Below are 23353 nucleotides of genomic sequence, written 5' to 3'. Positions count from 1 at the left end.
TCACGCCTGCTCCTGCGCGAGCCTGTCCACCACCGGCTGCAGGTCCTCGGCCAGCAGGGCGCGCAGGAACACCGCCGCCACCCGGTGCTGCTTGTCCAGCACGATGGTGGTGGGAATGACGCTGGTGGGGAACTTGCCGCCGAGCGCGAGCAGGCTGCGCATGGACGGGTCGTAGATGGAGGGGTAACCGACCTTGTTGTCGGTCACGAAGTCCTGGGCCTTGTCCTTCTGGTTGTCGCGGACATTGATGCCCAGGAACGCGACACCCTTGTCCTTGCTCGCCTCGTAGACCTGTTCCAGCGCGGGCGCTTCCGCGCGGCACGGGCCACACCACTGGCCCCAGATATTGACGACCACGACCTTGCCGGGGAAATCGTCCACCGACGTGGTCTTGCCGTCGTGCAGCAGATCCGGGCCGGACAGCTTGCCGATGGTGCCGCGCGAGGACGGCGGATCATAGAAGATCTCGGTCTTGCCGCCCGGGGAGACGAAGTCGAAGGTACCGCCCTGGGCCACCGCGTCCTTGCCCGCCGTCGAACACCCGGCGAGCACGGCCACCACACTCACACCGGCCAGCAACGCCGCGACCCGGCGCAGCGGGCGGCGGGCGGGCCGGGACGCGATGGCGCGGCTCATGCCCCGGTCACCTTGGGATCCGAGGCGCCCGCCGGCTCCGAGTAGACGATGTCGATCAAGGTATCGCCCTGGTAGACAAGCGAAGTCAGCGAGGCGAGCGAGCACTGGCGGTGCCGCGGGTCGTGCCACAGCCGCTGCCCCTGCAGGAAGCGGCGCAGCGTCCAGACCGGCAGCTGATGCGAGACCAGCACGGCCTCCCGGCCGGCGGCCTCCACCCGCGCCTTGTTCACCGCGGCCAGCATGCGGTGCGCGATCTGCAGATACGGCTCACCCCAGGACGGCGTGAACGGGTCGCGCAGCTTCCACCAGTGCCGGGGCTTGCGCAGCGCGCCGTCCCCCGCCGAGACCCGCAGCCCCTCGAAGGTATTGCCGGCCTCGATCAGATTGTCGTCGGTCCGGATCACCAGACCGTGGCCCGCCGCAATGGGATCCGCGGTCTCCTGCGCCCGCTGCAGCGGCGACGCCACCACCAGCGCGATGTCATGATCCGCCAGCGACCGCGACACAGCCTGCGCCTGCGCCCGCCCCGTCACCGACAGCTGGAACCCGGGCAACCGGCCGTACAGGATGCCCTTGGGATTGTGGACCTCGCCGTGCCGCATGACGTGCACGATCGTCTCGAGATCGCTCGCCACGTCACCCGGCAGGATCAACCCGCCCGTGGTGCCGGAGGCCACGTCGGCACCGGCGGCAGCCGCATCCGAATCGCCCGCGGCCGCGAATTCCGTGCCCGATTCACCGGATTCACCCGCATCGGGATCGATCTCGACCACGATCTCGGACGAGAACGACGCAACCGGAGCAGCGGACTCACCCGCATCGGAGTCGTCCGGATCCGTTTCGGACCCGGCGGTTGCGCTGGAATTGTCGGATTCCGTTGGGGCGGAAGCGGGTTCGGCCGGGGAGACGGCGATGTGTTCGCCGGTTTCGGCCAGTTCCTCTTCGGCCTGACGGATCGAGTCCAGGAGGCGGGTGGCCTCGGCGGCGGAGAGGGGAACCTCGTGCTGGGTGGGTGCGGGTAGGCCGGAGTCGGGGTGGGCGGAGCTCACGCGGCGGATCCTTCGGGGGTGGCGGCCGCCGCGGCGCGCGCGGCGGCGGGGAGGGCGGCGGCGATGCGGTCGAACGCGCCCTCGTCGAGGGCGGCCGAGACGAACCAGGCTTCGAAGGCGCTCGGCGGCGCGTACACACCGGCATCCAGCAGCGCGTGGAAGAAGGCTGGGAAACGCCAGGTTTCGCTCGCCTTGGCGGCGGCGTAGTCGGTGACCGGGTTCTCGGCGAAGAACACGCTCACCATATTGCCCGCGAATTGCACCCGGTGCGGGACGCTCTCGGCGGTCAGCGCCTCGGTCATGAGCGCGCCCAGCCGCTCGGCGTTCTTGTTCAGCGTCGCGTAGACCTGCTCGTCCGCGGCGCGCAGCGTGGCCAGGCCCGCGGCCACCGCGACCGGGTTACCCGAGAGGGTGCCCGCCTGATAGACCGGACCCAGCGGCGCGAGGTGATTCATGATGTCGGCGCGCCCGCCGAACGCCGCGGCCGGCAGGCCACCGCTCATCACCTTGCCGAAGGTGTAGAGGTCACCGGCCACGCCGTCGATGCCGAACCAGCCCGAGTGGCTCACCCGGAACCCGGTCATGACCTCGTCCATGATGAGCAGCGCGCCGTGCTCGGTGGTGAGCCGGCGCAGCCCCTCGTTGAATCCGGCGACCGGCGCGACCGCGCCCATATTGCCCGCCGCGGCCTCGGTGATGACGCACGCGATCTCACCCGGGTAGGCGGCGAACGCGGCGGCCACCGCATCGAGATCGTTGTAGGGCAGCACGAGGGTGTCGGCTGCCTGCGCACCGGTGACGCCCGGCGAGGTCGGCAGGCCCAGCGTGGCCACGCCCGATCCGGCGTCGGCCAGCAGCGCGTCGACATGCCCGTGGTAGCAGCCGCTGAACTTGATGATCTTGCCGCGCTCGGTGAAACCGCGCGCCAGCCGGACCGCGCTCATGGTGGCCTCGGTGCCGGAGTTCACCAGCCGCACCCGATCCACCGGAGCGACCCGGCCCGCGATGGCCTCGGCGAGCTCGATTTCCGCCTCGGTCGGCGCGCCGAAGGACAGCCCGCCGGTGGCCGCGCGCTGCACCGCCTCGACCACCGCCGGGTGTGCGTGCCCGAGAATCATCGGGCCCCACGAACACACCAGGTCCACGTAGTCGTTGCCGTCGGCGTCGGTCAGCGTGCAACCGCGCGCGGAGGCGATGAACCGCGGCGTGCCGCCCACGGAGTTGAACGCACGCACGGGCGAATTCACGCCACCCGGGATGACCGCCGCGGCGCGTTCGAAAAGTTGGGTTGAGACCGGGACCGACACCTGGCTCACACGCGGAGAAGAACTCACGGCACCCAGTCTCTCAGCCGCCCCTGCCCCCGTCGACGACAGGGTGTAGTCGAGTGGCCCTTCCCACAGCCAACCCGCCATCCTCGCACCCCGATACGAACACCGCATCCCGAAGGCGGCCCGGCCGCCCACCCCGGCGCCCGAGCCCTCGCTGCCGATACCGCCTCCGCCGAACTCGCCGCGGCATCGGCCGAACCATCGGGCGGCCCGACCGCGACGGTGGTGAACGGCCTGGTGCCGGGTCCGCGGAGTGCGGCGCGACCGTCGACCGCTACCGGGCACGCGAATACCTATGGCGGTTCAACCGCGAGCTGCCGGGCACGACATGCCCGCGGGCCCCTCCCAGCCCGCAGCCGCAGGACTCCGAATTGCAGTGCGCGGCCTCCGATGTGGGCTCACGGGGGACGGTGGGGCAACACGCCGGAGTACCAGTTTCGTACAACGTTATTCGCTACACGATTGCTGGTGCGTAATGTCTCGACACAGGAGACGGCTTGGGAGAGAGGGCGGGACGTATGCGGGTCGTTCGAATCGGGGTTGGGATCGTCGCGGTGACGGCCGGGCTCGCCGCCGGGGCCGGAGTCTCGGCAGCGGCGGAGCCGGTGGTGCAGATCGATCAGGGGCGGGTGGGGGTGACGCTGTCCCACAGTGAGACCGCCGCGCTGGCCGATGGTCCCGTACCCGCGGTGATCAGCATGGTCGTGCCGCTGAACCGGATGGGCGCGGGCCTGCGGCCCGACACCACCATCTACAAGGACGACAAGGGTGGCGTGCACGCCTCGCTCCGGCAGGTGATCGCGGAGGCCGCCGATCACCCCGACGGCAGCATCGCGATCTTCCTCGATCTGCCGGGCAGCCGGGGCGGACGGGTGCTGGATATTTACCAGAACTGGGGCTGAGGCGTTCGCGTCAGCGGCAGCCGGCCCTCGCGTAAGCGGGGCTGACACCTTTTTCCGCAGCGGAGACGGCGGCGCGGTCTGCGGTCGCGCCGCCGCGACCCGTTACGGGAGTGGAATCCCCAGGCAGAACGCCGCCCATCCGGTGGACAGCAAGCAGTTCAGCTGGGGCGGTAGTAGGTCTTGCCAGGACAGCGCGCCCGGGTGTGACCGGTAATCCGGGACGGCATCGACCGGAGCGGCGGCGGCCGGAGCCACCGCCCCGACGCCGACGACCCCCGTGGCCAGCACCGCGGTGGCGATGCGTTTCACGAGATCTGTGCGCTTCATGCCCATGATTCTCCGCGACCGCCCGGACGCCTCCAAGGCGAATCCGGACTTCGCACCCCCCGTGCGGTGTGTCGCGAAAAGCTCAGCGCGCGAGCCGAACCGCCCGCGCCACCACGTCGATCAGCGCCAGCCCCGACATGATGGCCAGCACCGCGCACCCCGCCAGCCAGGGCCCGAGGTACCGCGTCGCGGTGAACGCGGGCACCTCACCCTGCGGCTTGAAGGCAGTGGTCCGAATCCCGTTGTGCCAGCACCACACCGCCGCCACCACCAGCACCGGCACCAGCACGAACTCGGCGAATACGGTCAGCCACCGCATCACAGCGCTTCCTTCCGCTCGTCGTCCGACCCGCGCTCGTCATCGGTGCCAGGCTCGTCATCGGTGCCGGGCTCGCCATGAGTGCCAGGGTCGCCATCGGTACCGCGCGCCCGCTCCAGCGCGGCTGTCAGCTCGGCACGCAGCGTGACGTGATCCCGCGCCCACGCCTGTACCAGCCGCCCGTCGGTCAGCTTCAGCCCGATTCCCTTGCGCCGCCGCGGTACTCCGGTCAGCTCGCCCAGCGCCCGCGCCGACTGCCAGTCCTCATACTCCCAGGACTCCTCGTCCTCCTCCGGCAGCACCGCGGCGATGTCGCGCAGCGGCACCACCTCCGTGCCCTCGCGCAGTTGCGCCGGCGTCAGCTCGACACTGATGTGCCGCTTGCCCGCCACCACCTGCAACCACACGAATCCGGCCAGCAGCACCGCGCAGAAGACCAGCCCGAACCAGTGGATGGCGCCGCCCCGGATCAGCTCGATGACCAGGATGATCGTGCACAGCGCGGGTCCGTAGGCGATGGTCCGCCAGCGCGCACCGGGCTCGGAGAACAGCACGGCCCCGGGGGTGTTGATGGCCTCACTCATAGGTCGAGCGTAAATATCGTGGATTCGCTCAGCGGGCCAGGCCCGGAATCAACAGCACGGCGAGGGTGAGCAGCCCGAACAGAAACAGCAGACTCAGCACCAGCACATCGCGCCGCAGGCTGTGCGGCTGCTGGATCACCACTCGCATCGTTGCCTCCGCCTTCCCGGAGCCGAACGCGCCATAACACAACGTATGACGACCGGCACCCGGTTCCCGAATTCTCTGTGACTGCCCTCACCATACCCGCTAGTACGCTTGTCACAAACTCAGGCGTACCTACTGCGGTCCGGGACGGAAGAATGCCTCGGATTCGCTTCGATAGCACAGGAATACGGCCCCGCCCGCCAGCACGGCCGCCACGATTCCGGCCCCGCCGGCGACCAGCGCGGCCGCACCCTCCTTGACCCCGATGCCGAACAGCGTGCCCGCCGCGCCGAGCACCAGGAAGACGCCGAACCCGGTGAGAAGCGCTCGCGCCCAGGCCTTTCCGCGTCCCAGCTGGTACACCACCGCCACTCCGGCGCCGGTGAGCACCAGCCAGAAGACGCCGACCAGGATGAACACGATCGCCATCCAGGCCTGCACCTGCGCCAGCGTCACGGTCGGCTGCTGTTCCTTGACCTGGTCGAACATCTGCTGCGCCAGATCCTGCCGCTGCCCGAACTGCGTCACCAGCGAGGCGATCAACTGCACCAGCCCGACAGCGAATGTGGCGTACCAGAGTTGGCAGGCGGTGCGCACGTCTTCCGGGGCCGGGCGCGAAATACCCGGCGGGACCATCGGATTCACGATCGGAACTATTCGGTCACACTCACGACAGCCAGTGCGCGGCCTCGGTGGCCCAGTAGGTCAGCACCATGTCCGCGCCCGCGCGCCGGATGCTGAGCAGCGACTCCAGCACCGCGCCCTTGCGATCGATCCAGCCGTGCTGGGCGGCCGCGGTGATCATGGCGTACTCACCGGAGATCTGATAGGCCGCCACCGGCACCGTGGAGCGGTCCGCGACCTCGCGCAGAATGTCCAGATACGACATGGCGGGCTTCACCATGACGATGTCCGCGCCCTCGAGCAGATCCAGCTCCAGCTCACGAATTGCCTCGCGGCGGTTCGCCGCATCCTGTTGATAGGTGCGCCGATCCCCCTGCAGCGAGGAGCCGACGGCCTCCCGGAAGGGACCGTAGAAGGCCGAGGCGTACTTGGCCGCGTAGGCGAGGATGCCGGTGTCGGAGTACCCGGCGTCGTCCAGGCCCGCACGGATCGCTGCCACCTGGCCATCCATCATGCCGCTGGTGCCGAGCAGGTCCGCGCCGGTTTCGGCCTGCGCCAACGCCATTTCGACGTAGCGGGTCAGGGTGGCGTCGTTGTCGACCGCGCCGCTGTCGTCGAGCACACCGCAGTGGCCGTGGTCGGTGAACTCGTCGAGGCAGGTGTCGGCCATGACCACGGTCGATCCGCCGACCTCGTGCACCAGCGCGCGCAGGCCGCGGTTCAGGATCCCGTCCGGATCGCTGGCGGCGCTCCCCTGCGCGTCCTTGTCCTCCGGCTTCGGCACGCCGAACAGCATGAGCCCGCCGACGCCGGCGGCCACCGCCTCCACGGCCGCCTTGCGCAACGAGTCCATCGAGTGCTGGAAAACGCCTGGCATGGAGGAGATCTCGTGCGGTTCGCCGATCCCGTCGGCGACGAACATGGGCAGAATCAGATGCCGCGGCTCCAGGCTGGTCTCGGCGACGAGCCGACGCATGGCGGGAGTGCGGCGCAACCGCCGAGGGCGGTCCATTCCGGTCATGTTCGCATGATATGCCCGCCCTTCGACCCGGGTGCGCGCGCCTCCGCGGCCGGGCCGCGCCGCACCGTCACGGTCATCGGGTCGCATCGCCAAAGTCATTGTGAGCAGCCGATTTTGTCGGTGGGCACGAGTAGAATCGAAGATGTGTTCGAAGGAGTCGCGCTGCCGATGCGGGGTGCGAATCCGGATCGCGACGGGAGGAATGGTCGTGCTCGCAGCTGTTACCAGCATGTCCGACAAGGTGAACAGGGCCGGCGAAGTGCCGAAGAAGGGGGATGTGATCGATCACGCCTGGCGGCCGCTGTCCAAACAGCCGCTGCCCGCGGGGCGGCCGCGGTCGTGGTACATCTCGCACAATCGCAGGTTGAAGGCCATGCGGCTGGCCATCGCGCTACTGGACTCCGGATCCTTCAGCCCGGATCAGGCGACCAATGAAAACATCCGCCACACAGCGGAAGTCATCGGCGTGCACCGGCCCTCGGACGCCACCTGCCGCATGGTCCGCCGCCTGATGGCAGCGCAACGCTGACAACGGTGGAGGCTCTCCGAGGCCGCGCAAGAGACTTCGGAGAACCTCCGCCGCGCACGGCGGCCGTTAGGAGACCAGGCAGCCGGTGCCGGTGGTGCCCGGGGTACCCGAGCCGGTGGTCAGGCACTTCAGCAGGAATTGCAGCGTGTTCACGACCGCGCTACCGGAGCTGGTGGCATCGATCGGTGCGACCGCGGTGGTCTGGACCGCGGCCGGGGCCTGCTCCAGCGGTACGGGCGCCGCCGACGCCGCGGCCGGGGACAGCACCGCGAGGGCGATCCCGGACATCGCGATCAGGCCGACTGCCGTGCGCTTCATGGACGTTTCACCTTTCGAAGATCGAATGCTGAACGCAGCGTATGCATTTCGGGTCGAAATGAAACGCCAGCATTTTCATGGGCATCCGCCCAGCGAACGCGAAATGCCACGGGCCCCGCATCATTGGATGCGGGGCCCGGTTCCGGCTGACGAACACGGCGATACCGCCGGGCCCGGCCGCGAGCGCTAGCGGCTGCGGCGGCTCTTCTTGCGGGGCGGGGGCAGCAGGCCCTCGGCGCGCAGGTGGGCGGCGTGCTCGGCGAGCGCCTCGACGAGCGGGCCGACCTGGGCGATCTCGGGCTGCACGTCCACGCGCAGGCCGAATTCGATTGCGGTCTCGGCCGTCTTGGGGCCGATGCAGGCCACGATGGTGCGGGCGTGCGGCTTGCCGGCGATGCCGACCAGGTTCCGGACGGTGGAGGACGAGGTGAACAGCACCGCGTCGAAACCGCCGGTCTTGATCATCTCGCGGGTCTCCGCGGGCGGCGGCGACGCCCGCACGGTGCGGTAGGCGGTGACGTCGTCGATCTCCCAGCCGCGGTCGCGCAGGCCCTCGGCGAGGGTCTCGGTGGCGATGTCCGCGCGCGGCAGCAGCACCCGGTTGACCGGGTCGAAAACGTCGTCGTAGGGCGGGAAATCGGCCAGCAGGCCCTCGGAGGACTGCTCACCGCTGGGCACCAGCTCCGGGTTGATGCCGAAGGAGCGCACCTTCTCCGCGGTGGCCTCACCGACGCAGGCGATCTTCACGCCGCTGAAAGCGCGGGCGTCCAGGCCGAATTCGCCGAACTTCTCCCACACCGCGCGCACCGCGTTGGTGGAGGTGAACACCACCCACTGGTACCGGCCGTCGACCAGACCCTTGACCGCGCGCTCCATCTGCGCCGGACTGCGCGGCGGCTCGACCGCGATGGTCGGCACCTCCATCGGGATGGCCCCGTGCATGACGAGCTTCTCGCTCATCTCACCGGCCTGCTCCTTGGTGCGCGGCACCAGCACGGTCCAGCCGTACAGGGCCCGCGACTCCCACCAGGAGGTCTTGGCGCGCTTCTCCACCTCCTTGCCGACCGTGACCACCAGCGGGCCGACCAGTTCGGAGGCGGCATTGTTCAGGGTCGCCAGCGTGGCGTCGATGGTGCGCTGCTGCCGGGTGGTGCCGCGCACGGTCACCGCGACCGGCGTCTGCGGCGCCATGCCGTGCTCGACCAGCGCCGACGCGGTCTCGGCCAGGTGCCCGGAGGTGGCGTGCAGCACCAGCGGGCCCGGCGCGGCCGCCACGGCCGCCCAGTCCACCTCGCCGCGCACATCCACCTCGGTGTGGCTGGAACCGATTTCGATGCCCGCGTAGGCGGGGACGGTGGTGCCGGCCGAAAGACCCGGCAGCACCTCGAAGTTCAGGTGCGAGCGGGTGACGGCGTTGATCTCGTGGATGACCGAATCGGTGGTCATCGGGTCGCCGGAGACCAGGCGCACCACGTCGGAACCATTGCGCGCCTCGGCGATCAGCGTCTTGGCCACCTCGGCGGCGTCACCGAGCGCGGGACGCACGTCGACGGGACGGGTCCCGTCTGGGTTCTCCTCGACCGCGGTGCCGATCAGGGCGAGCACACCCTTGTCGACATCGGGATCGGTGAACGCCAGCGTCGCCCGGCCGAGCACCTCGCGGGCCCGCACGGTGAGCAGCGCCGGGTCACCAGGCCCGGACCCCACGAAAAGGATCCGACCGGGATTCTTCTTCGTCACTCGGCTCACGGCTGCACCTCGCTAGCGCTCGGCGCAACCGTGCCCGAAGGCGCTGTGCTGATGATTCGCTCGCTGCGCTCGCTCATGGGTTGGTTCTCCATTGGGCTGGGATTGCTGTCGTCGGTGAGCTCAGCGGATTCCTCTATGACGCTGAGCAGTTCGCGCGCCCCCAGCTCCAAGAGCTCGCGCGCCAGTGCGCGACCCAGGTCCGCGGCATCCGCGACCGAGCCGACCACTGAAGCCCGGATCACATCCGAGCCGTCGATCGCCGCCGCGCAGGCGCGCAGCGACAACTCCTCCACCACCCGGCCGTCGTCGTCGAGCGATTCGACGACCTCCGCCAGCGCACCGATCGGTGCGGTACAGCCGGCCTCCAGTTCGGCCAGCAATGCCCGCTCCGCGGTGATCGCGGCACGGGTGCCGAGATCGTCGAGAGCCGACAGGATGGTCACGAGTTCGGTATCGGCGCTGCGGCATTCGACCGCCAGCGCGCCCTGCGCCGGGGCCGGCAGCATCTGCACCGGTTCGAGCGATTCGGTGACGGCGTCGAGGCGGTCGATGCGAGCCAGCCCGGCCCGCGCCACCACGACGGCATCCAATTCACCGGAAGTAACTTTGGAGATGCGGGTATCGAGATTGCCGCGCAACGGCACGATCTCGATGCCGAGGCCCAGCGCCTTCAACTGCGCGGACCGGCGCGGCGCGGAGGTGCCGACCTTCGCGCCCGCGGGCAGCTCACCGAGCACCAGGCCGTCGCGCGCCACCAGCGCGTCGCGCGGATCCTGGCGGGCCGGGATGGCCGCGATGTCGAAGCGCGGATCCTGCGCGGTCGGCAGGTCCTTGTAGGAGTGCACCGCGATGTCGACCGTGCCCGCGGCCAATTCCTCGCGCAGCGCGGCGGTGAAGACACCCACCCCGATCTTCTGCACCGGATCGGTGGCGTTCTGGTCACCGGCGGTCTTCACGATGACCAGCTCGGCCTGCTGGCCGTTGGCGATCAGGGCGTCGCGCACATGCCCGGCCTGGGTCAGGGCCAGCAGACTGCCGCGGGTACCGATGCGCCAGGGCGCCTCGACGGTTCCGCGGCCAACGATCCGCTCCGTGGAGGGGACGGTTGTCTCGTTCTCGTGCACCATTGCTCCGGTCATGCGGTGTGCCCCTGTTCGTCGCCCGGGTGAGCGGCGGTGAAATCGTCGGCCAGTTCGCCCTGCAGGGCGGAGATCTCCATCGGCGCGGCAACCGCTTGTGCCGCACCGGGTTTCAGTTCGAAAAGCTCGCGCAGCGCCTCGGCGTAGCTGTCGCCGCCGGGCGTGGACGCCAGCTGTTTGACCCGCACCGTCGGCGCGTGCAGCAGCTTGTCGACCACCCGTCGCACGGTACGGGCCACCTCGTCGCGTTCGGTGGATTCGAGTCCCGGTAGTCGGGAATCCAGCCGCAGCAGCTCGGCCTCGACCACGTCGGCGGCCATCTGGCGCAGTGCGGCCACGGTCGGGGTGACCTCGGCCATGCGCTGTCCAGCAAGGTATTTCGCGAGTTCGTCGGCGACGATGGTGCGCGCGGCGGCGGTGTCGTCGGCGGCCGCGCCGGCCGACGGATCGCGCTGCAGCGTCTCCATGTCGATGACGGTCACGCCCGGCAGCCCGGCCACCGCGTGGTCCACATCGCGGGGCAGGCCCAGATCGCAGATAACCAGCTCCTCCGAGCCGGTCTTGGCGGCCAGCGCGCGATGCACGTCCGCCAGCGTCACCACGGTGCCGACCGCGCCGGTACAGGTGACCACCACATCGGCGGCGGCCATCGCCTCGGCCAGCCGGTCCATCTCGATGGCCTCGGCCGGTACACCGTGCATGGTGGTGGCCGTATTGGCCAGCCGCTGCGCCTTTTCCAGCGTCCGGTTCACCACCAGGATGTTCGCCGCCCCGCCGCGCGCCAGCTGCGCCACCGCGAGCCCGCCCATGGCGCCCGCGCCCAGCACCAGCGCGGTGCGGCCCGCCAGCGGACCCAGCACCATGCGCGCGCGATCCAGCGCGACCGACACCACCGACGCGCCCGCGCGGTCGATCCCGGTCTCGGAGTGCACCCGCTTGCCCACCCGCAGCGCGTGCTGGGCCAGCTCGTGCAGGGTGCGCCCGGCGGCCTGCTGCGCGTCGGAGGCGGCGTAGGCGGCGCGGATCTGGCTCAGCACCTGCTGCTCGCCGACCACCATGGAGTCCAGGCCCGAGGCCACCGCGAACAGGTGCTCGGCCGCGGCCTCCGCGTAGCGGACGTACGCGTGCTTGGTCAGCTCCGGCAGCGGCAGACCCGAATGCTTGGTGAGCAATTCGCCGATCTCGCCCAGCGCCGGGTGGAAGGCGTCGACGACCGCGTAGACCTCGATGCGGTTGCAGGTGGAGACGATCATCGCCTCGGAGACGTGGCTGGAGGCCAGCATCTTGTCGGTCAGCTTGGGCCGGTCGGTCTCCGTGATGGCGATCTTCTCGAGCACCGACACCGGTGCGCTGCGATGCGAGATCCCGACGAGAAGCACACTCATGGCTGGACCACCGCTCCCTTGCTGGTTGTCATCGGTACCCGGGGCATCAGGCTCCCGGCGGCCGCGCTCATCGCTTCCTCTGCGGCCGATTCCGCGCTGCGGGCCCGCTCGAACGACAGCAATTGCATCTCCACCGCGAGATCGACGCGCCGCACCTCGACGGTGGCGGGGGCCTCGAGCGCCAGGGCGGAGAAGCTCAGAATGCACTGCATGCCAGCCTCGACCAGCAGATCGCACACGCCCTGCGCGGCCGCGTCCGGCACCGCGATGACGGCGATGGTGGGCTCCAGAGTGTCCATGGCATCGGCCAATTCGGCGACATCGCGAACGACCAGTCCGCACACCGTCGTGCCGATCACCGCCGGATCGTTGTCGAACAGCCCGACCATGGCGAACCCGCGGCGGCGGAAACCGCCGTAGCCGACCAGCGCCCGGCCCAGATGACCGGCTCCGACCAGCACCACCCGGTGCCCCTCGGCCAGACCGAGCACATCCTCGATGCGGTCGCGCAGCTTGATCACGTCATAGCCAACGCCGCGAACGCCATTGGGTCCCAGGAAGGAAAGATCCTTGCGCAACTTCGCCGAACCGACACCCGCCGCGACAGCCAGTTCCTCACTCGATACGATGGCTACACCGTCGTCGGCGAGTACGGCGAGCACGCGGAGATAGGTGGCCAGCCGGGCCACCGTGGCCTGCGGGATGTCCTTCTGCAGAGCCTTGGAGACGCCAGTCGGCGGCGTCTCGTGCTGCTCTGTCACGTCGCTTGCGCTCCTCGTCCGGCCGGGGGTGAGTGTCCGGGTTCTTTTGTCGACCCGACGCCGGGAGACCGTCGCGGTCCTTGCAGGCGAGGTCGAGTCAGGTTCAGGGGGTCGCTTCCGCTGCCCGAGAAGGCGGGTCGCGTGCCACCACCGTAACCGCTTGTGAAGCCCTGCACAAAGTCGGTGAATTCAGTCACTTTGCGGCGGGCTCCGGCCCCGGCTTCATTCAACCCTCATCAGCGCGAACCCGCTACGCAACACACCGGTGGGAAGGGGCGAAGGAGGCCCGCCGTCGCGAACCCCCGAAAAGCGGCTATTGCGCCTTATTTCGCGAGGTCGGCACGCAGTCGCGGCTCGTCCACGTCGAAATAGCTGTGCTCGCGCCCATCGAGCAGCACGACCGGCAGCCGGTCGCCGTATTCGGCGCGCAGGCCCGGATCGGTGGCGGCGGCCTCGTCCACGTCCACGGTCGCGACCTCGATGCCGAACTCGGAGCAGATCGGCCGCAATTGTTCCAGTGCCGTGTGGCACAGGCCGCAGCCGCTGCGGGTCAACAGAGTCACAGCATGTGTCGAATCGCTCATAGCCACCATCTAACAACTCTCCGATATGTCGTTCACCGTCTACGTTGCGGCCACCCCCGGGCGTTACTGTGGACTTGTTCGCGCTAACAGGCGGAGGTACTGGTGCCGGAACGTTCGAAAGAGCAGGGGACGGGCTTCATCGCGGGCCGCTTCGGTGAATTCCCGGCGCGCTGGGGTCAGGGCCTGCAGGACCTGCAGGATCAGTTCACCCGCATCACTCGCAGTCCGTTCGGTCCCAGCGAGGAAGAGGTCCGCGCCAACCTGGCCGGCGAGGCCAGCGCCGACGCCGCCATCGCCCTGCACGACGCCGAACTCGCGCTGCGGGACGACGGCATGCCGCCACTCGCGGTCCCCCATGACCTCACCGCCGCCGCCTTCTTCGATGTCGACAACACCATGGTGCAGGGCGCGTCCATCGTGCACTTCGCCCGCGGGCTGGCCGCGCGCAAGTACTTCAAGACCTCCGACCTGGTCGATATGGCCTGGAAGCAGGTCAAATTCCGGGTCACAGGCAAGGAGAGCCACTCGGATATGGCCTCCGGCAAGGAGAAGGCGCTCTCCTTCATCGCGGGCCGCCCGACCGCCGAACTCGCCGCGCTCGGCGAGGAGATCTACGACGAGATCATCGCCGACAAGATCTGGCCGGGTACCCGGGCGCTGGCCCAGATGCATCTCGACGCGGGCCAGCAGGTGTGGCTGGTCACCGCCACACCGGTGGAGCTGGCGCAGGTCATCGCCAAGCGGCTGGGCCTGACCGGCGCGCTGGGCACGGTCGCCGAGAGCGAGGACGGCGTGTTCACCGGCCGCCTGGTCGGCGACATCCTGCACGGGCTGGGCAAGGCGCACGCGGTGCGCACCCTGGCCATTCGCGAGGGCCTGAACCTCAAGCGCTGCACCGCCTACAGCGACAGCCACAACGACGTGCCGATGCTCTCGCTGGTCGGCACCGCCGTGGCCATCAACCCGGACGCGGACCTGCGCGAGGTCGCCAAGAACCGGGGCTGGGAGATCCGCGATTTCCGCACCGGCCGCAAGGCCGCGAAAGTCGGTGTGCCCACCGCCCTGGCACTCGGCGCGGCCGGCGGCGCGGCCGCGGCCGTGCTCTCGCGTAAGCGGGAAGCCAAGGCCAGCTGAATCGAATTCCGTTCACCGCCGGCCACAGCGCAGAAAAATACCAACTGCGACAACTGATTTCGTAAGGGTGGGGTAACTCACCGGGTACGACCAAAATGGGCTGGGCACCCGACCGGCGGCACGGGTGCCCAACGTCAACGGCTCGCAGCTGCCCGCTGAATTCTCGGGGAGGCGGGCGAGCAAAAGCTAGCCGGTGAACGGATTCCGGCGTTTGATCAGATTCTTGTACAGCGTCCCCTGAATCGTTTCGCGGACCTGATCGGTGACTTCGAACATCGTCATCGGATCATCCGCATCCGCCGGTTCGTAACCGGCGGTCGAAATCGGTTCGCCGAATTCGATGTACCACTTCGACGGGAAGGGAATGGCACCGAGCGGACCCAGATGCGGAAACAGCGGCGTCACCGGGAAATACGGGATACCGAGCAGGCGGGCCAGCGGCTTCAGATCGGCCAGTTTCGGATAGATCTCCTCCGAACCCACAATGGAGCACGGAATGATCGGCACGCCGGTGCGCACCGCCGCCGACACGAAACCGCCACGGCCGAAACGCTGCAGCTTGTACCGGTCCGAATACGGCTTGCCGATGCCCTTGTAGCCCTCGGGGAACACGCCCGCGACTTCGCCCGCGCGCAACAGCCTTTCGGCGTCCGCCGGGCAGGCCAGGGTGTGCCCGGCCTTGCGGGCCAGCCCGCCGACGATCGGCGTTTCGAAGATCAGATCGGCGGCCAGGATGCGCAGCGCCCGCTGCTTGGGGTGCCGATCGTGCACGGCCAGCTGCAGCATCAGCCCGTCCAGCGGCACCGTGCCCGCGTGATTGGCCACGATGAGCGCGCCGCCCACCTCCGGAATGTTCTCGATGCCCGACACCTCGACCCGGAACCACAGGTCCGACAGCGGGCGCAGCATCGGGAGGATCACCGATTCGAGAAGGTGCTCGTCCAAACCGAATTCGTCGACCTGATAATCGCCGGTCAGGCGGCGGCGCGCGAAGTCGGCGGTGTAGCGGACCCCGTCCGCAACGGTCCCCCGGATCAGGTCGCCCAGCGACTTGGGCTGGCGTGCTTCGGCTTCGGCGAGCCGATCGGTCAGCGAGGTCACCGGAGTGAGCGCCGGTTCCCCCACCGGCCATGCCCGGGACGGCCGGCTGTGCCGCGTCTCGAAATCCACGTCGTGAAGTCGAATCACCTTCGCTACATCACTCATTGGTGTGCTCCCGTCCCGGCCCCGAGCAGGCCGAGAAGTTTGTTTTCTGCGGCGTCGATCCACGTGGGATCGATCACGGGCCGCAACGCTGCGCCCCCTATGAAGTCGTCGAACGCCTGCACCGTGGTCCAGCGCGGCTGGAAGCCCAGTTCGGTGCGCATCCGGGTGGTGTCCAGACCACACCCGAAATGGAAGTAGTCGATCTGCTCCGCGGTGAACTCCCGCATGACCGGGCCCATCACGGTCCGGCCGACGGTGCGGAAAACCGCGTACGGAACCGGCAATTCGACCCGCCCGGCCCGGCGGATCGCCTGCGACAGCGCCATCGCGCCGTCACCGGCCACATTGAAGGTCCCACCCGGAGCCGTCATGGCCCCGTGGACGAGGGCGGCGATGCCGTCCTCCTCGTGCAGCAGCTGCATGCGCGGATCACGCCCGAGGATGGTCGGGGTGATCGGCGAACGAAAATACTGCACACCGCGTTTGGCCAGCTGCGGCCCCACGATCGGCGGAAAGCGCAGAATGGCCGCCGAGATATCCGGCCGCCGCCGGGCCAGCCCGCGGACGAAGCCCTCCACCTCGATCATGTCCCGGGCGAACCAGCCGCGCGGCGGCGTGCGCGCGCTCATTTCCTCGGTGAATTTCACCGGGTCCTTGGCGCTGCACCCGTAGACGGCGGAGGAGGACCGCACCACCACCCGCCGCACGCTGGAAGCCTTGCGGCACACCGCGAACAACTGCATGGCGCCGAGGACGTTCATGTCCTTCATGGCGGCCCGGCCGCCGCCCGAGGGCGGGCGCGACAGTGCCGCGGGATGCACCACCGTATCCACCTGATTTCCGTCGATAACCTTGCGGATCAACGGATTACGAATATCTGCGCGCACGAATTCGGCGCGGCCCATACGGCGCAGCAGCTCCCGGCTGGGCTGTTTGGCGTCCACGGCGATGATGCGTTCGACGGCCGGGTCGGCCGCCAGCCGGGCCACCACATTGCCTCCGAAGAACCGGCTCGCACCGGTCACCATCACCACCCTGGGCGCCTGCCCGTCCCGAGTCCCTGCCACTCCGGATCCCACTCGCAGCCCCCATGTCTTGAAATATCGCCGCTGTGTTATTCCCGCGCTCCCAGAGTAACCGGCCAGTAGGGACCATCCGAAGGGTATTAACCAGGATCTAACGATGACTTCAATCACCTGTGAAAAACGAAAGCCCGTCACCTGAGGTGACGGGCTTCCAGCTACGACGCAGCGGCTTACTTGCCGAGTTTGCGCCGCTGAACACGCGTGCGGCGAAGCAGCTTGCGGTGCTTCTTCTTCGACATGCGCTTGCGGCGCTTCTTGATCACAGAACCCATAGGGTTGTTCCTCGCGTTCTCTCGGGTCATCCCCGCTTCCGCGGGGTGCACACTGTCTGACCCTGCACAGTCCCTACCCGATACGGGCCGAATGGACCCGGCGGCACCACCGGCACGTACAGGATGCCGGTCCATGCTACCGGGCCACTCTCCGGCGAACGAAACGGGTGGCCGATCGGTTATCCGGGTGTACTACCCCGCGTCGAAGTAGGACGTCTCCAGATAGTCGTGCACCGCCTTGGCGTGTACCCGGAAGGAACGCCCCACCCGCACCGCGGGCAGCTCTCCCGAATGCACCAACCGGTACACCGTCATTTTGGATACCCGCATCAGATTCGCGACCTCGGCGACGGTGAGGAACTGAGTTCCTCCGCCGATGACGGATCCTGCATTGATTGGGCTGTTTCCGGACCTCGCTTGGCTGTTTCCAGACATCATTGCGCCACTGACCTCCGGCACGTCCGCGCCGCCGGCTTCCCCACCGGCGGAACAGACACGCACGTGCTCCTTGAAGCTTAGCGGGACCAGTGGGATTGCTGCGACGGGTGTGAGAAATCAGCCTTTGCTGTGGCGAGTCGGCCTTCGGCAGCAAACTAGCAACCGAGCAGTATTGGAATGCGGGGAGCGCACTCGCCGCACCTTCAACGTTAGTCCGCGATCGCGCCGAGTTCGGCGGAACGGCGTTTTGCGGCGTCCAATGCATCGTGGAAAGCCGAGCGCACCGCACCGCGCTCCAGCGCCCGCAGGCCCGCCGCGGTGGTGCCCGCGGGCGAGGTGACGGCCGCACGCAATTCCGGAGCAGACTGCCCCGACTCCTCGAGCAGGGCCGCCGAACCGAGCATCGTCTGCGTCACCAGCTGGGCGGCCACATCGCGGCTCAGACCCAGGCCCACCGAGGCGTCGATCATGGCCTCGACGATCAGGAAGAAATACGCCGGACCCGAACCCGACACCGCGGTGACGGCATCCATCTGCGATTCGGCGACCGTCACCACCTTGCCCACCGACTCCAGCATCTCGGTGACCAGGGCCAGCTGCTCCTTGCGGGCGTAGCGGCCGGGCGCGATGGCGCTCATGCCCTGGCCCACCAGCATCGGCGTGTTCGACATGACCCGCACGACCGGGAAGCCGGCGGGCAGCCGGGACTCCATGCGCGCGGTCGGCACGCCGGCGGCCAGCGACACCAGCACCTGATCGTGGTCGTCGCCCAGTTCGGCCTTGCCCAGCTCGGCGACCACGGCGTCCACATCGTTCGGCTTCACCGCGATCACAATGAGGTCCGCGGACTTGGCGGCATCGGCGATGTCGTCGGTGGCGCGAATCCCGAACCGGTCGGCCAGCATTTCGGCCCGCGCCGGCACCGGCTCCACGACGACCAGATCCTTGTTCGCCCGCCCGGACTCGAGCAGACCGGCGATCAACGCCTCCCCGATCCGACCCCCACCGATAACCGCAATCCTCGTCATGAGGATCAAGGCTAGCTGTCCCGCCTCTCCGGGCCTCCGACCGTCTCGAAATCAGTTGTCACCTCGGCATACGACGGCCGAAGGCCACCGAGCGCGACGGGCGGGGTCAGCGGGGTTGAGGGATGAGGGCTAGTTGGCGACTCTGGGCGACGATGGCGCCCGTCGAGTCGACGACGAGCTGGTCCTCGTCGAACATGCGGTTGCCGACCTCGCGGCTGTGGGCGATGACGCGCAGCCAGCCGGGGGCCGGGCGGCGGCGCAGGTAGGTGGTGAGCTGAACCGTGGGGGCCCAGCCGAAGTGGCCGAGGTTCATGGGGACCGGGGGGCTCATGTCGGCGGCCATCAGGGCGAAGAAGGCGGCGACGTCGGGGTCCTGTTCGTCGCCTGCGAAGGGGCGGATCCAAAGGCGCAGGCGCGGTTCGGATTTCTCGCCGGCGAGGAAGCGGGCCCAGGCCGGGTCGATGACGACCGAGGAGCCCTGGGCGACATGGACGATCTTGCCCATGGGGTTGCGCTCGTCGTAGGCGAGGGCGTCGGCGGGCGGTTCCGCGGGCATGTCGCCGGCGTGGTCGGCGGCGTACTGCGGGACGGCGTCGTCGAGGTGGCTGAAGGTGAAGGCGGTGTGCACCAGGGTGCGGCCGTCCTGGATCAGGCTGGCGTCGATGAGGGCGATCTGGCGGCCCAGCTTGCGGGTGCGGACCTCGTACTCGACCTCCCCAGGGACGGGTGCGCCGAGGAAGTCGGTGCTGGCCGAGATGGGGAACATGGCGGCCTGCGTGGGCGCGATGCGGCGCAGCCATTCGGTGGCGGCGGCCGCGCTGCCGGCGACCATGGTGCCGCCGTGCAGTTTGTCGCCGATGGTCCAGGTGGATTCGATCAGGCCCGCGTAGCGGCCGAGCTCGGGAGTCTCCGCCTCGACCTCGGTCAGCGCGCAGACGCGACTGAACGGCGCGTTCGCCAGTTCGCTCGCCGATTCGAGATCGACGGTCAACTCCGTTGTCATCCGCTGTCCTTCCACTGTCGCGGTTTGTACAGCGTAAACGGACGGTCAGGTCATACCGCCCCAGCGGTGGGATGAATCACGCAACCCTCGCCGAGGCTCTCAGCCGCGGTGGGCGACGGTCGGCTCGGGGGTGGGAGCGGGGGTGAAGGGGTTGAGGTGGGTGCGGGCGAAGGTGAGCGCCCGGTTGAGCATGGCGGCCCGATCCATGGTGGTGCGGGCCATCTGGGTGTTCACCTCGATGACGGCCTGGCCGTCGAAACCGTTGTGCACCAGCATGTCGCAGAGTTCGGCCACCGGCTGGGTGCCCTCGCCCGGGATCAGGTGCTCGTCGGTGGCGGCGCCGCGGCCGTCCGCCAGGTGCAGGTGGGTGAGACCGGAACCCATGCGGCCCGCCAGCACGCGCGGATCCACGCCCGCGGTGGCGGTGTGCGAGGTGTCGAGCGTGTAGTGCCGGAAGCCGACATCGGTGGGGTCGAAGGAGGGGCTGAAGGTGGTGATGGAGGGGCCGGGGCCGCCGCGGCGCTGCAGCCGCTCGATCGAGCTGCCGCGGAACAGGGTGTCGGCGCGCATCGGGAACATGTTCTCCACGGCCACCGCGACCGGGCTCGAATTCTCCAGTTCGGCAACCTGTTTCGCGAAGCCGTCGGCGTAGCGGCGCTGCCAGCGGAAGGGCGGGTGCACCACCACGGTGGCCGCGCCCAGCGCCTCGGCGGTGTGCACGCTGCGGGTGAGTTTCGCGATCGGGTCCGACCCCCAGACCCGTTGCGAGATCAGCAGGCACGGCGCGTGCACCGCCAGCACCGGCACGTCGTATTTGTGCGCGAAATGCTGCACGGTCGAAATGGACTGACTGGCGGGCTCGGCCCACACCATGAGTTCCACGCCGTCGTATCCGAGTTCGGCCGCATAGCGGAAGGCGGCCTCGGTGTTCTCCGGATACACCGATGCGGTCGAGAGCCCGACCCGGACTTCCTTTCGCCCCGCCCGGTCCTCGGTGCTCGCCCCCTGTGCTTGCACGATGTTCCCCACTGCTGCTCCCTGCTCAGTTCGTACTGAGTAGAAAGGCTAGCGGTCCGAGCGTCACGAAGACGCCTACGACGACGGCAATCACAGTGCTGAAGATGTCATCGGTCCGGCGCAGTACCCGCACCAGGGCGACCAGGCCGAGAATCACGATCATGGCCAGGGCCAGAGCCACCCACGGGAGCATTTCCCACATGCGTTCGAAGCCCTTGAACAGCAACATGCCCGCGACCGCGGCGCCCACACTCTGGCCCGCGATCATCAGCCATTGCCGGCGATGCTCATCGTCGTCGGAGCGGACCGCGGCGCGCGAGCGGGCCGGGGCGCCGCGGGTGCTCCTGCTCTTGCTCTTGCGGGCGAATGAGCCGGCCTTCTGCGTGAGCGCGGAAAGCCGCCCGCCCAGCGAGGTCTCGGGCTCGTCGTCGTCATAGTCGTCGTAGTCGTCGAACGGCTCGTAGAAATCGGTGAGGTGGTCGTCGGGCTCCGGCTCGGGCGCCACCGCACGGCCGCGCCCGCCGCCGGGACGTTTGCCGGCATTTCGCGAATTCCGTTCCGCGCGTTGATCGTCGCGCTGCTGGGCGTCGCGGAGCAGATCACCCGCCACCGATTCCCCGGAGAGCAGCTGCTGATCGGAGTCGGCCAGCGACGACCACGCGGCGGTCGGCACCGCGGCCTGATCCTGGCGGTCGCGGACGGGATCGGCGTCGGGTCGTCGGCGCGCGGACCATTCCGGAAGCCCGTTGGCCGCGCCGTGGTCGACGCCGCCGCGGCGGTCGACGGCCGGGCCCTGGGGGGCATTCTGGACCTGTGATTCCGCGTGCCGGCGCGCCGAGCGCGACATGGGCGGCGCGGCGGGCGCGGCCTGCGGCGGCTCGAAGGGCGGCCGATCCTGCCCGGGGGTGCGCGGTAGCGGTTCGGGTCCCGGCACCGGCGACCACGCGGGGGCGGCCGGCTGGAACTGGGTGCGGGCCGGGTCGCCGAAGGGCGGCTGGTCCTCGTACGGCGGCCGGTCGTCGAAGGGCTGGCGGACCGCGGGGTTGAACTGGGTGTGTGCGGCCCCGTCGCCGGGCTGGCCGGTGTCGCCGCGGAACGGACGCACCTCTTCGGTGTTCTCGTCGTCCGGGTCGTAGCGGCGCCGGCGACCGCCCTCGCGCGGCGCGGCGGGCGGGGCGGGAGGTTCGATGCCCGGCAACCGGCCCAGCGCGACATCGGAGTCCAGCGGGTCCGGCTTGCGGCGGCGGCCGCCGCTCGGGCGGGCCTCCGGTAGCGGGTTCTCGGTCGGCGGCCAGTCCAGACCGGCGGACCAGTCCTGGGACGGCTCCGGCAGGGACGGCGGCTGCGGGGCGGGGGCCAGCGGGTCGTAGTACGAGATCGGCCCGGACAGCGGCGAATACGCGGGGTCCGGATCGGGTACCGCGTCGTACTGTGAATAGTCCGGCTTGCCCGATGCGGCGGCTACCAGGTCCGAATAATCCGGAAAGCTCGAATAATCAGGATGATTCGAGAAGTTCGAAGAGTTTGAATAGTCCGATTCGACCGGGGCGGGCTCGGCCACGTCCTCGTCCGGCGCGGCGTGCGAGGACGATCCCGCGCTCACCACCGGAATATCACCGGTCAGTTCCGCGACGGAAATGCCACGGCCGCTTCGACGTCTGCGCCCGCCGCCGCCGGCGGGGGCCCCACTCTGCTGGCCGTTCCGCGCCAGCAGCTCGGCGACGGACAGCTGGCTTGAATCCTCGGTCATCGAGACACCGTTTCGATCGGGCCCGACAGGCCGCTGTCGGGGCCGCCGGTAATCGGTTCGCTATCCAGGTCGGTATCCAGTTTGCGCAAGATCAATCCCTCTCGCAGTGCCCAGGGACAGATTTCGAGCGTGTCCAGGGACAGAGCCCGCATACTCGCCTCCGCGACCAGCGCACCGGCCACCAGTTGCTGCGACCGATCAGAACTTACGCCTTCCAATTCTGCCCGGTCGGCGGCCGTCATTCTCGATATGAACGCAATCAGCTGCCGCAGGCCGGAACTGGTGAGAGTACGCCGCACCCGGGGTCCCGCAACAGAGGGGGCGGCGCCGGTCAGCCGGGCCAGCGAGCGGAAGGTCTTGGAGGTGCCCACCGCCAGATCCGGGCGGCCCACCTCGAGCAGCTGCTTGCTGGGCAGCACGAGCTCGGCGTCGAGCCAGTCGCGCAGCACCGCGACCCGGCGCTTGCCCGGCGGATCGTGGCGCAGCCAGTCGCGGGTCAGCCGGCCCGCGCCCAATTGCAGCGAGAGCGCCACATCCGGCACCTCGTCCGCGCCGTTGCTCATCTCGAGCGAGCCGCCGCCGATGTCCAGATTCAGCATCCGCCCGGCGCTCCAGCCGTACCAGCGCCGCACCGCGAGGAAGGTGTGTCGAGCCTCATCGACACCGGTGAGCACCTTCAGATTGACTCCGGTCTCGCGCCGCACCCGGGCCAGCACCTCGTCGGAGTTGGTGGCCTCGCGGACCGCGGAGGTGGCGAACGCCATCAGCTCCACGCAGCCGGAAGTCTTTGCGATACTTGCGAATTCGGCTACCGTCGCGGTCAGCCGCGCGGCGCCCGCGGACGTGATCCGGCCCTGGTCGTCCATGTTCTCGGACAGCCGCAGCGCCGACTTCGTCGAACTCATAGGCATCGGGTGTCCACCACGATGCGCGTCCACCACGAGCAGGTGGACGGTATTGCTTCCCACATCGAGTACACCGAGACGCACAAGAACACGGTACTGGGTGCGTCAGGAC

Annotated in this window: 25 protein-coding genes and 1 pseudogene; 3 read left to right on the top strand and 23 right to left on the bottom strand. The window is 69.1% G+C overall.

From position 1 onward, the window contains the following. From ACFXHE_RS36675 to hemL, 3 genes are all read right to left on the bottom strand, one after another. A complete protein-coding gene (locus ACFXHE_RS36675; RefSeq protein WP_379389244.1) occupies positions 1-636 on the bottom strand; it encodes a TlpA family protein disulfide reductase in 636 nt (211 codons plus the stop codon). Next, positions 633-1238 carry a histidine phosphatase family protein gene (locus ACFXHE_RS36670; RefSeq protein WP_379389272.1) on the bottom strand — a complete coding sequence of 202 codons (606 nt, stop codon included), beginning with the start codon at positions 1236-1238 and terminating at the stop codon, positions 633-635. Before ACFXHE_RS36670 ends, ACFXHE_RS36675 begins: the two co-directional genes overlap by 4 nt. A gap of 443 nt (positions 1239-1681) precedes the next feature. Further along, positions 1682-3019, bottom strand: a complete 1338-nt coding sequence (gene hemL / locus ACFXHE_RS36665; protein ID WP_379389243.1) for a glutamate-1-semialdehyde 2,1-aminomutase — start codon at positions 3017-3019, stop codon at positions 1682-1684. Between the two features lie 515 nt (positions 3020-3534). On the opposite strand from hemL, the gene ACFXHE_RS36660 reads away from it, so the two are divergent. Further along, positions 3535-3918, top strand: coding sequence for a hypothetical protein (locus ACFXHE_RS36660; RefSeq protein ID WP_379389242.1), 384 nt, complete (start codon positions 3535-3537; stop codon positions 3916-3918). A gap of 102 nt (positions 3919-4020) precedes the next feature. Here ACFXHE_RS36660 and ACFXHE_RS36655 read toward each other — a convergent pair whose 3' ends face one another. From ACFXHE_RS36655 to hemB, 5 genes are all read right to left on the bottom strand, one after another. Then, positions 4021-4245: a hypothetical protein gene (locus tag ACFXHE_RS36655; protein ID WP_379389241.1), complete on the bottom strand. Its 225-nt coding sequence runs from the start codon at positions 4243-4245 to the stop codon at positions 4021-4023. Positions 4246-4327: 82 nt separating this feature from the next. Further along, entirely contained in the window at positions 4328-4564 is a 237-nt protein-coding gene (locus tag ACFXHE_RS36650; RefSeq protein ID WP_379389240.1) for a hypothetical protein, read from the bottom strand. Then, entirely contained in the window at positions 4564-5148 is a 585-nt protein-coding gene (locus ACFXHE_RS36645; protein ID WP_379389239.1) for a hypothetical protein, read from the bottom strand. The genes ACFXHE_RS36650 and ACFXHE_RS36645 overlap by 1 nt, the downstream gene beginning before the upstream one ends. Positions 5149-5425: 277 nt before the next feature. Next, positions 5426-5929 (bottom strand): hypothetical protein, encoded by a 504-nt coding sequence (locus tag ACFXHE_RS36640; RefSeq protein ID WP_379389271.1) that lies wholly within the window; start codon positions 5927-5929, stop codon positions 5426-5428. Between the two features lie 31 nt (positions 5930-5960). Then, positions 5961-6938 carry a porphobilinogen synthase gene (gene hemB / locus ACFXHE_RS36635; protein WP_364620156.1) on the bottom strand — a complete coding sequence of 326 codons (978 nt, stop codon included), beginning with the start codon at positions 6936-6938 and terminating at the stop codon, positions 5961-5963. Positions 6939-7146: 208 nt separating this feature from the next. Here hemB and ACFXHE_RS36630 point away from each other — a divergent pair, with 208 nt between their 5' ends. Beyond that, the gene (locus ACFXHE_RS36630; protein WP_354846878.1) at positions 7147-7467 is read left to right on the top strand and encodes a hypothetical protein; all 321 of its coding nucleotides are present in this window, start codon (positions 7147-7149) and stop codon (positions 7465-7467) included. A gap of 66 nt (positions 7468-7533) precedes the next feature. Here the strand turns inward: ACFXHE_RS36630 and ACFXHE_RS36625 are convergent, their stop codons facing one another. The 6 genes and pseudogenes from ACFXHE_RS36625 to ACFXHE_RS36600 form a co-directional block, all read right to left on the bottom strand. Then, entirely contained in the window at positions 7534-7785 is a 252-nt protein-coding gene (locus ACFXHE_RS36625) for a hypothetical protein (RefSeq protein ID WP_379389238.1), read from the bottom strand. A 186-nt stretch (positions 7786-7971) separates the two neighbouring features. Further along, positions 7972-9534 carry a uroporphyrinogen-III synthase gene (locus tag ACFXHE_RS36620; protein WP_379389237.1) on the bottom strand — a complete coding sequence of 521 codons (1563 nt, stop codon included), beginning with the start codon at positions 9532-9534 and terminating at the stop codon, positions 7972-7974. 131 nt (positions 9535-9665) lie between these two features. Beyond that, positions 9666-10673, bottom strand: a pseudogene (gene hemC, locus ACFXHE_RS36615) (hydroxymethylbilane synthase); the annotation flags it as partial. Beyond that, positions 10670-12058, bottom strand: a complete 1389-nt coding sequence (locus ACFXHE_RS36610) for a glutamyl-tRNA reductase (RefSeq protein WP_379389236.1) — start codon at positions 12056-12058, stop codon at positions 10670-10672. The pseudogene hemC and the gene ACFXHE_RS36610, both read right to left, overlap by 4 nt. Further along, a complete protein-coding gene (locus ACFXHE_RS36605; RefSeq protein ID WP_379389235.1) occupies positions 12055-12819 on the bottom strand; it encodes a redox-sensing transcriptional repressor Rex in 765 nt (254 codons plus the stop codon). Before ACFXHE_RS36605 ends, ACFXHE_RS36610 begins: the two co-directional genes overlap by 4 nt. Positions 12820-13142: 323 nt before the next feature. After that, complete coding sequence (locus ACFXHE_RS36600) at positions 13143-13403, bottom strand: glutaredoxin family protein (RefSeq protein ID WP_364620173.1); 261 nt, start codon at positions 13401-13403, stop codon at positions 13143-13145. Positions 13404-13586: 183 nt separating this feature from the next. Here ACFXHE_RS36600 and ACFXHE_RS36595 point away from each other — a divergent pair, with 183 nt between their 5' ends. Continuing rightward, on the top strand, positions 13587-14537 hold the full coding sequence (locus ACFXHE_RS36595; protein WP_379389270.1) for an HAD family hydrolase: 951 nt from the start codon (positions 13587-13589) through the stop codon (positions 14535-14537). Between the two features lie 186 nt (positions 14538-14723). Here the strand turns inward: ACFXHE_RS36595 and ACFXHE_RS36590 are convergent, their stop codons facing one another. The 9 genes from ACFXHE_RS36590 to ACFXHE_RS36550 form a co-directional block, all read right to left on the bottom strand. Then, complete coding sequence (locus ACFXHE_RS36590) at positions 14724-15743, bottom strand: lysophospholipid acyltransferase family protein (RefSeq protein ID WP_379389234.1); 1020 nt, start codon at positions 15741-15743, stop codon at positions 14724-14726. After that, a complete protein-coding gene (locus ACFXHE_RS36585) occupies positions 15740-16771 on the bottom strand; it encodes an NAD-dependent epimerase/dehydratase family protein (protein ID WP_379389269.1) in 1032 nt (343 codons plus the stop codon). The genes ACFXHE_RS36590 and ACFXHE_RS36585 overlap by 4 nt, the downstream gene beginning before the upstream one ends. A gap of 227 nt (positions 16772-16998) precedes the next feature. Next, the gene (locus tag ACFXHE_RS36580) at positions 16999-17100 is read right to left on the bottom strand and encodes a 30S ribosomal protein bS22 (protein ID WP_003402602.1); all 102 of its coding nucleotides are present in this window, start codon (positions 17098-17100) and stop codon (positions 16999-17001) included. Between the two features lie 192 nt (positions 17101-17292). Further along, positions 17293-17535, bottom strand: coding sequence for a helix-turn-helix domain-containing protein (locus ACFXHE_RS36575; protein WP_045437601.1), 243 nt, complete (start codon positions 17533-17535; stop codon positions 17293-17295). A 212-nt stretch (positions 17536-17747) separates the two neighbouring features. Next, positions 17748-18566, bottom strand: coding sequence for a pyrroline-5-carboxylate reductase (gene proC, locus ACFXHE_RS36570; RefSeq protein WP_379389233.1), 819 nt, complete (start codon positions 18564-18566; stop codon positions 17748-17750). Positions 18567-18672: 106 nt separating this feature from the next. Next, positions 18673-19569 carry a thioesterase family protein gene (locus ACFXHE_RS36565; protein WP_379389232.1) on the bottom strand — a complete coding sequence of 299 codons (897 nt, stop codon included), beginning with the start codon at positions 19567-19569 and terminating at the stop codon, positions 18673-18675. A 99-nt stretch (positions 19570-19668) separates the two neighbouring features. Next, a complete protein-coding gene (locus tag ACFXHE_RS36560) occupies positions 19669-20589 on the bottom strand; it encodes a sugar phosphate isomerase/epimerase family protein (RefSeq protein WP_379389268.1) in 921 nt (306 codons plus the stop codon). Positions 20590-20611: 22 nt separating this feature from the next. Then, a complete protein-coding gene (locus ACFXHE_RS36555; RefSeq protein WP_379389231.1) occupies positions 20612-22336 on the bottom strand; it encodes a hypothetical protein in 1725 nt (574 codons plus the stop codon). Then, positions 22333-23325: a hypothetical protein gene (locus ACFXHE_RS36550; protein ID WP_379389230.1), complete on the bottom strand. Its 993-nt coding sequence runs from the start codon at positions 23323-23325 to the stop codon at positions 22333-22335. The genes ACFXHE_RS36555 and ACFXHE_RS36550 overlap by 4 nt, the downstream gene beginning before the upstream one ends. Positions 23326-23353: the final 28 nt, after the last annotated feature.

This window comes from Nocardia sp. NPDC059229 (assembly GCF_042754165.1).
Classification (GTDB): Bacteria; Actinomycetota; Actinomycetes; order Mycobacteriales; family Mycobacteriaceae; genus Nocardia.
This window is presented reverse-complemented; position numbering and strand designations above follow the sequence as displayed.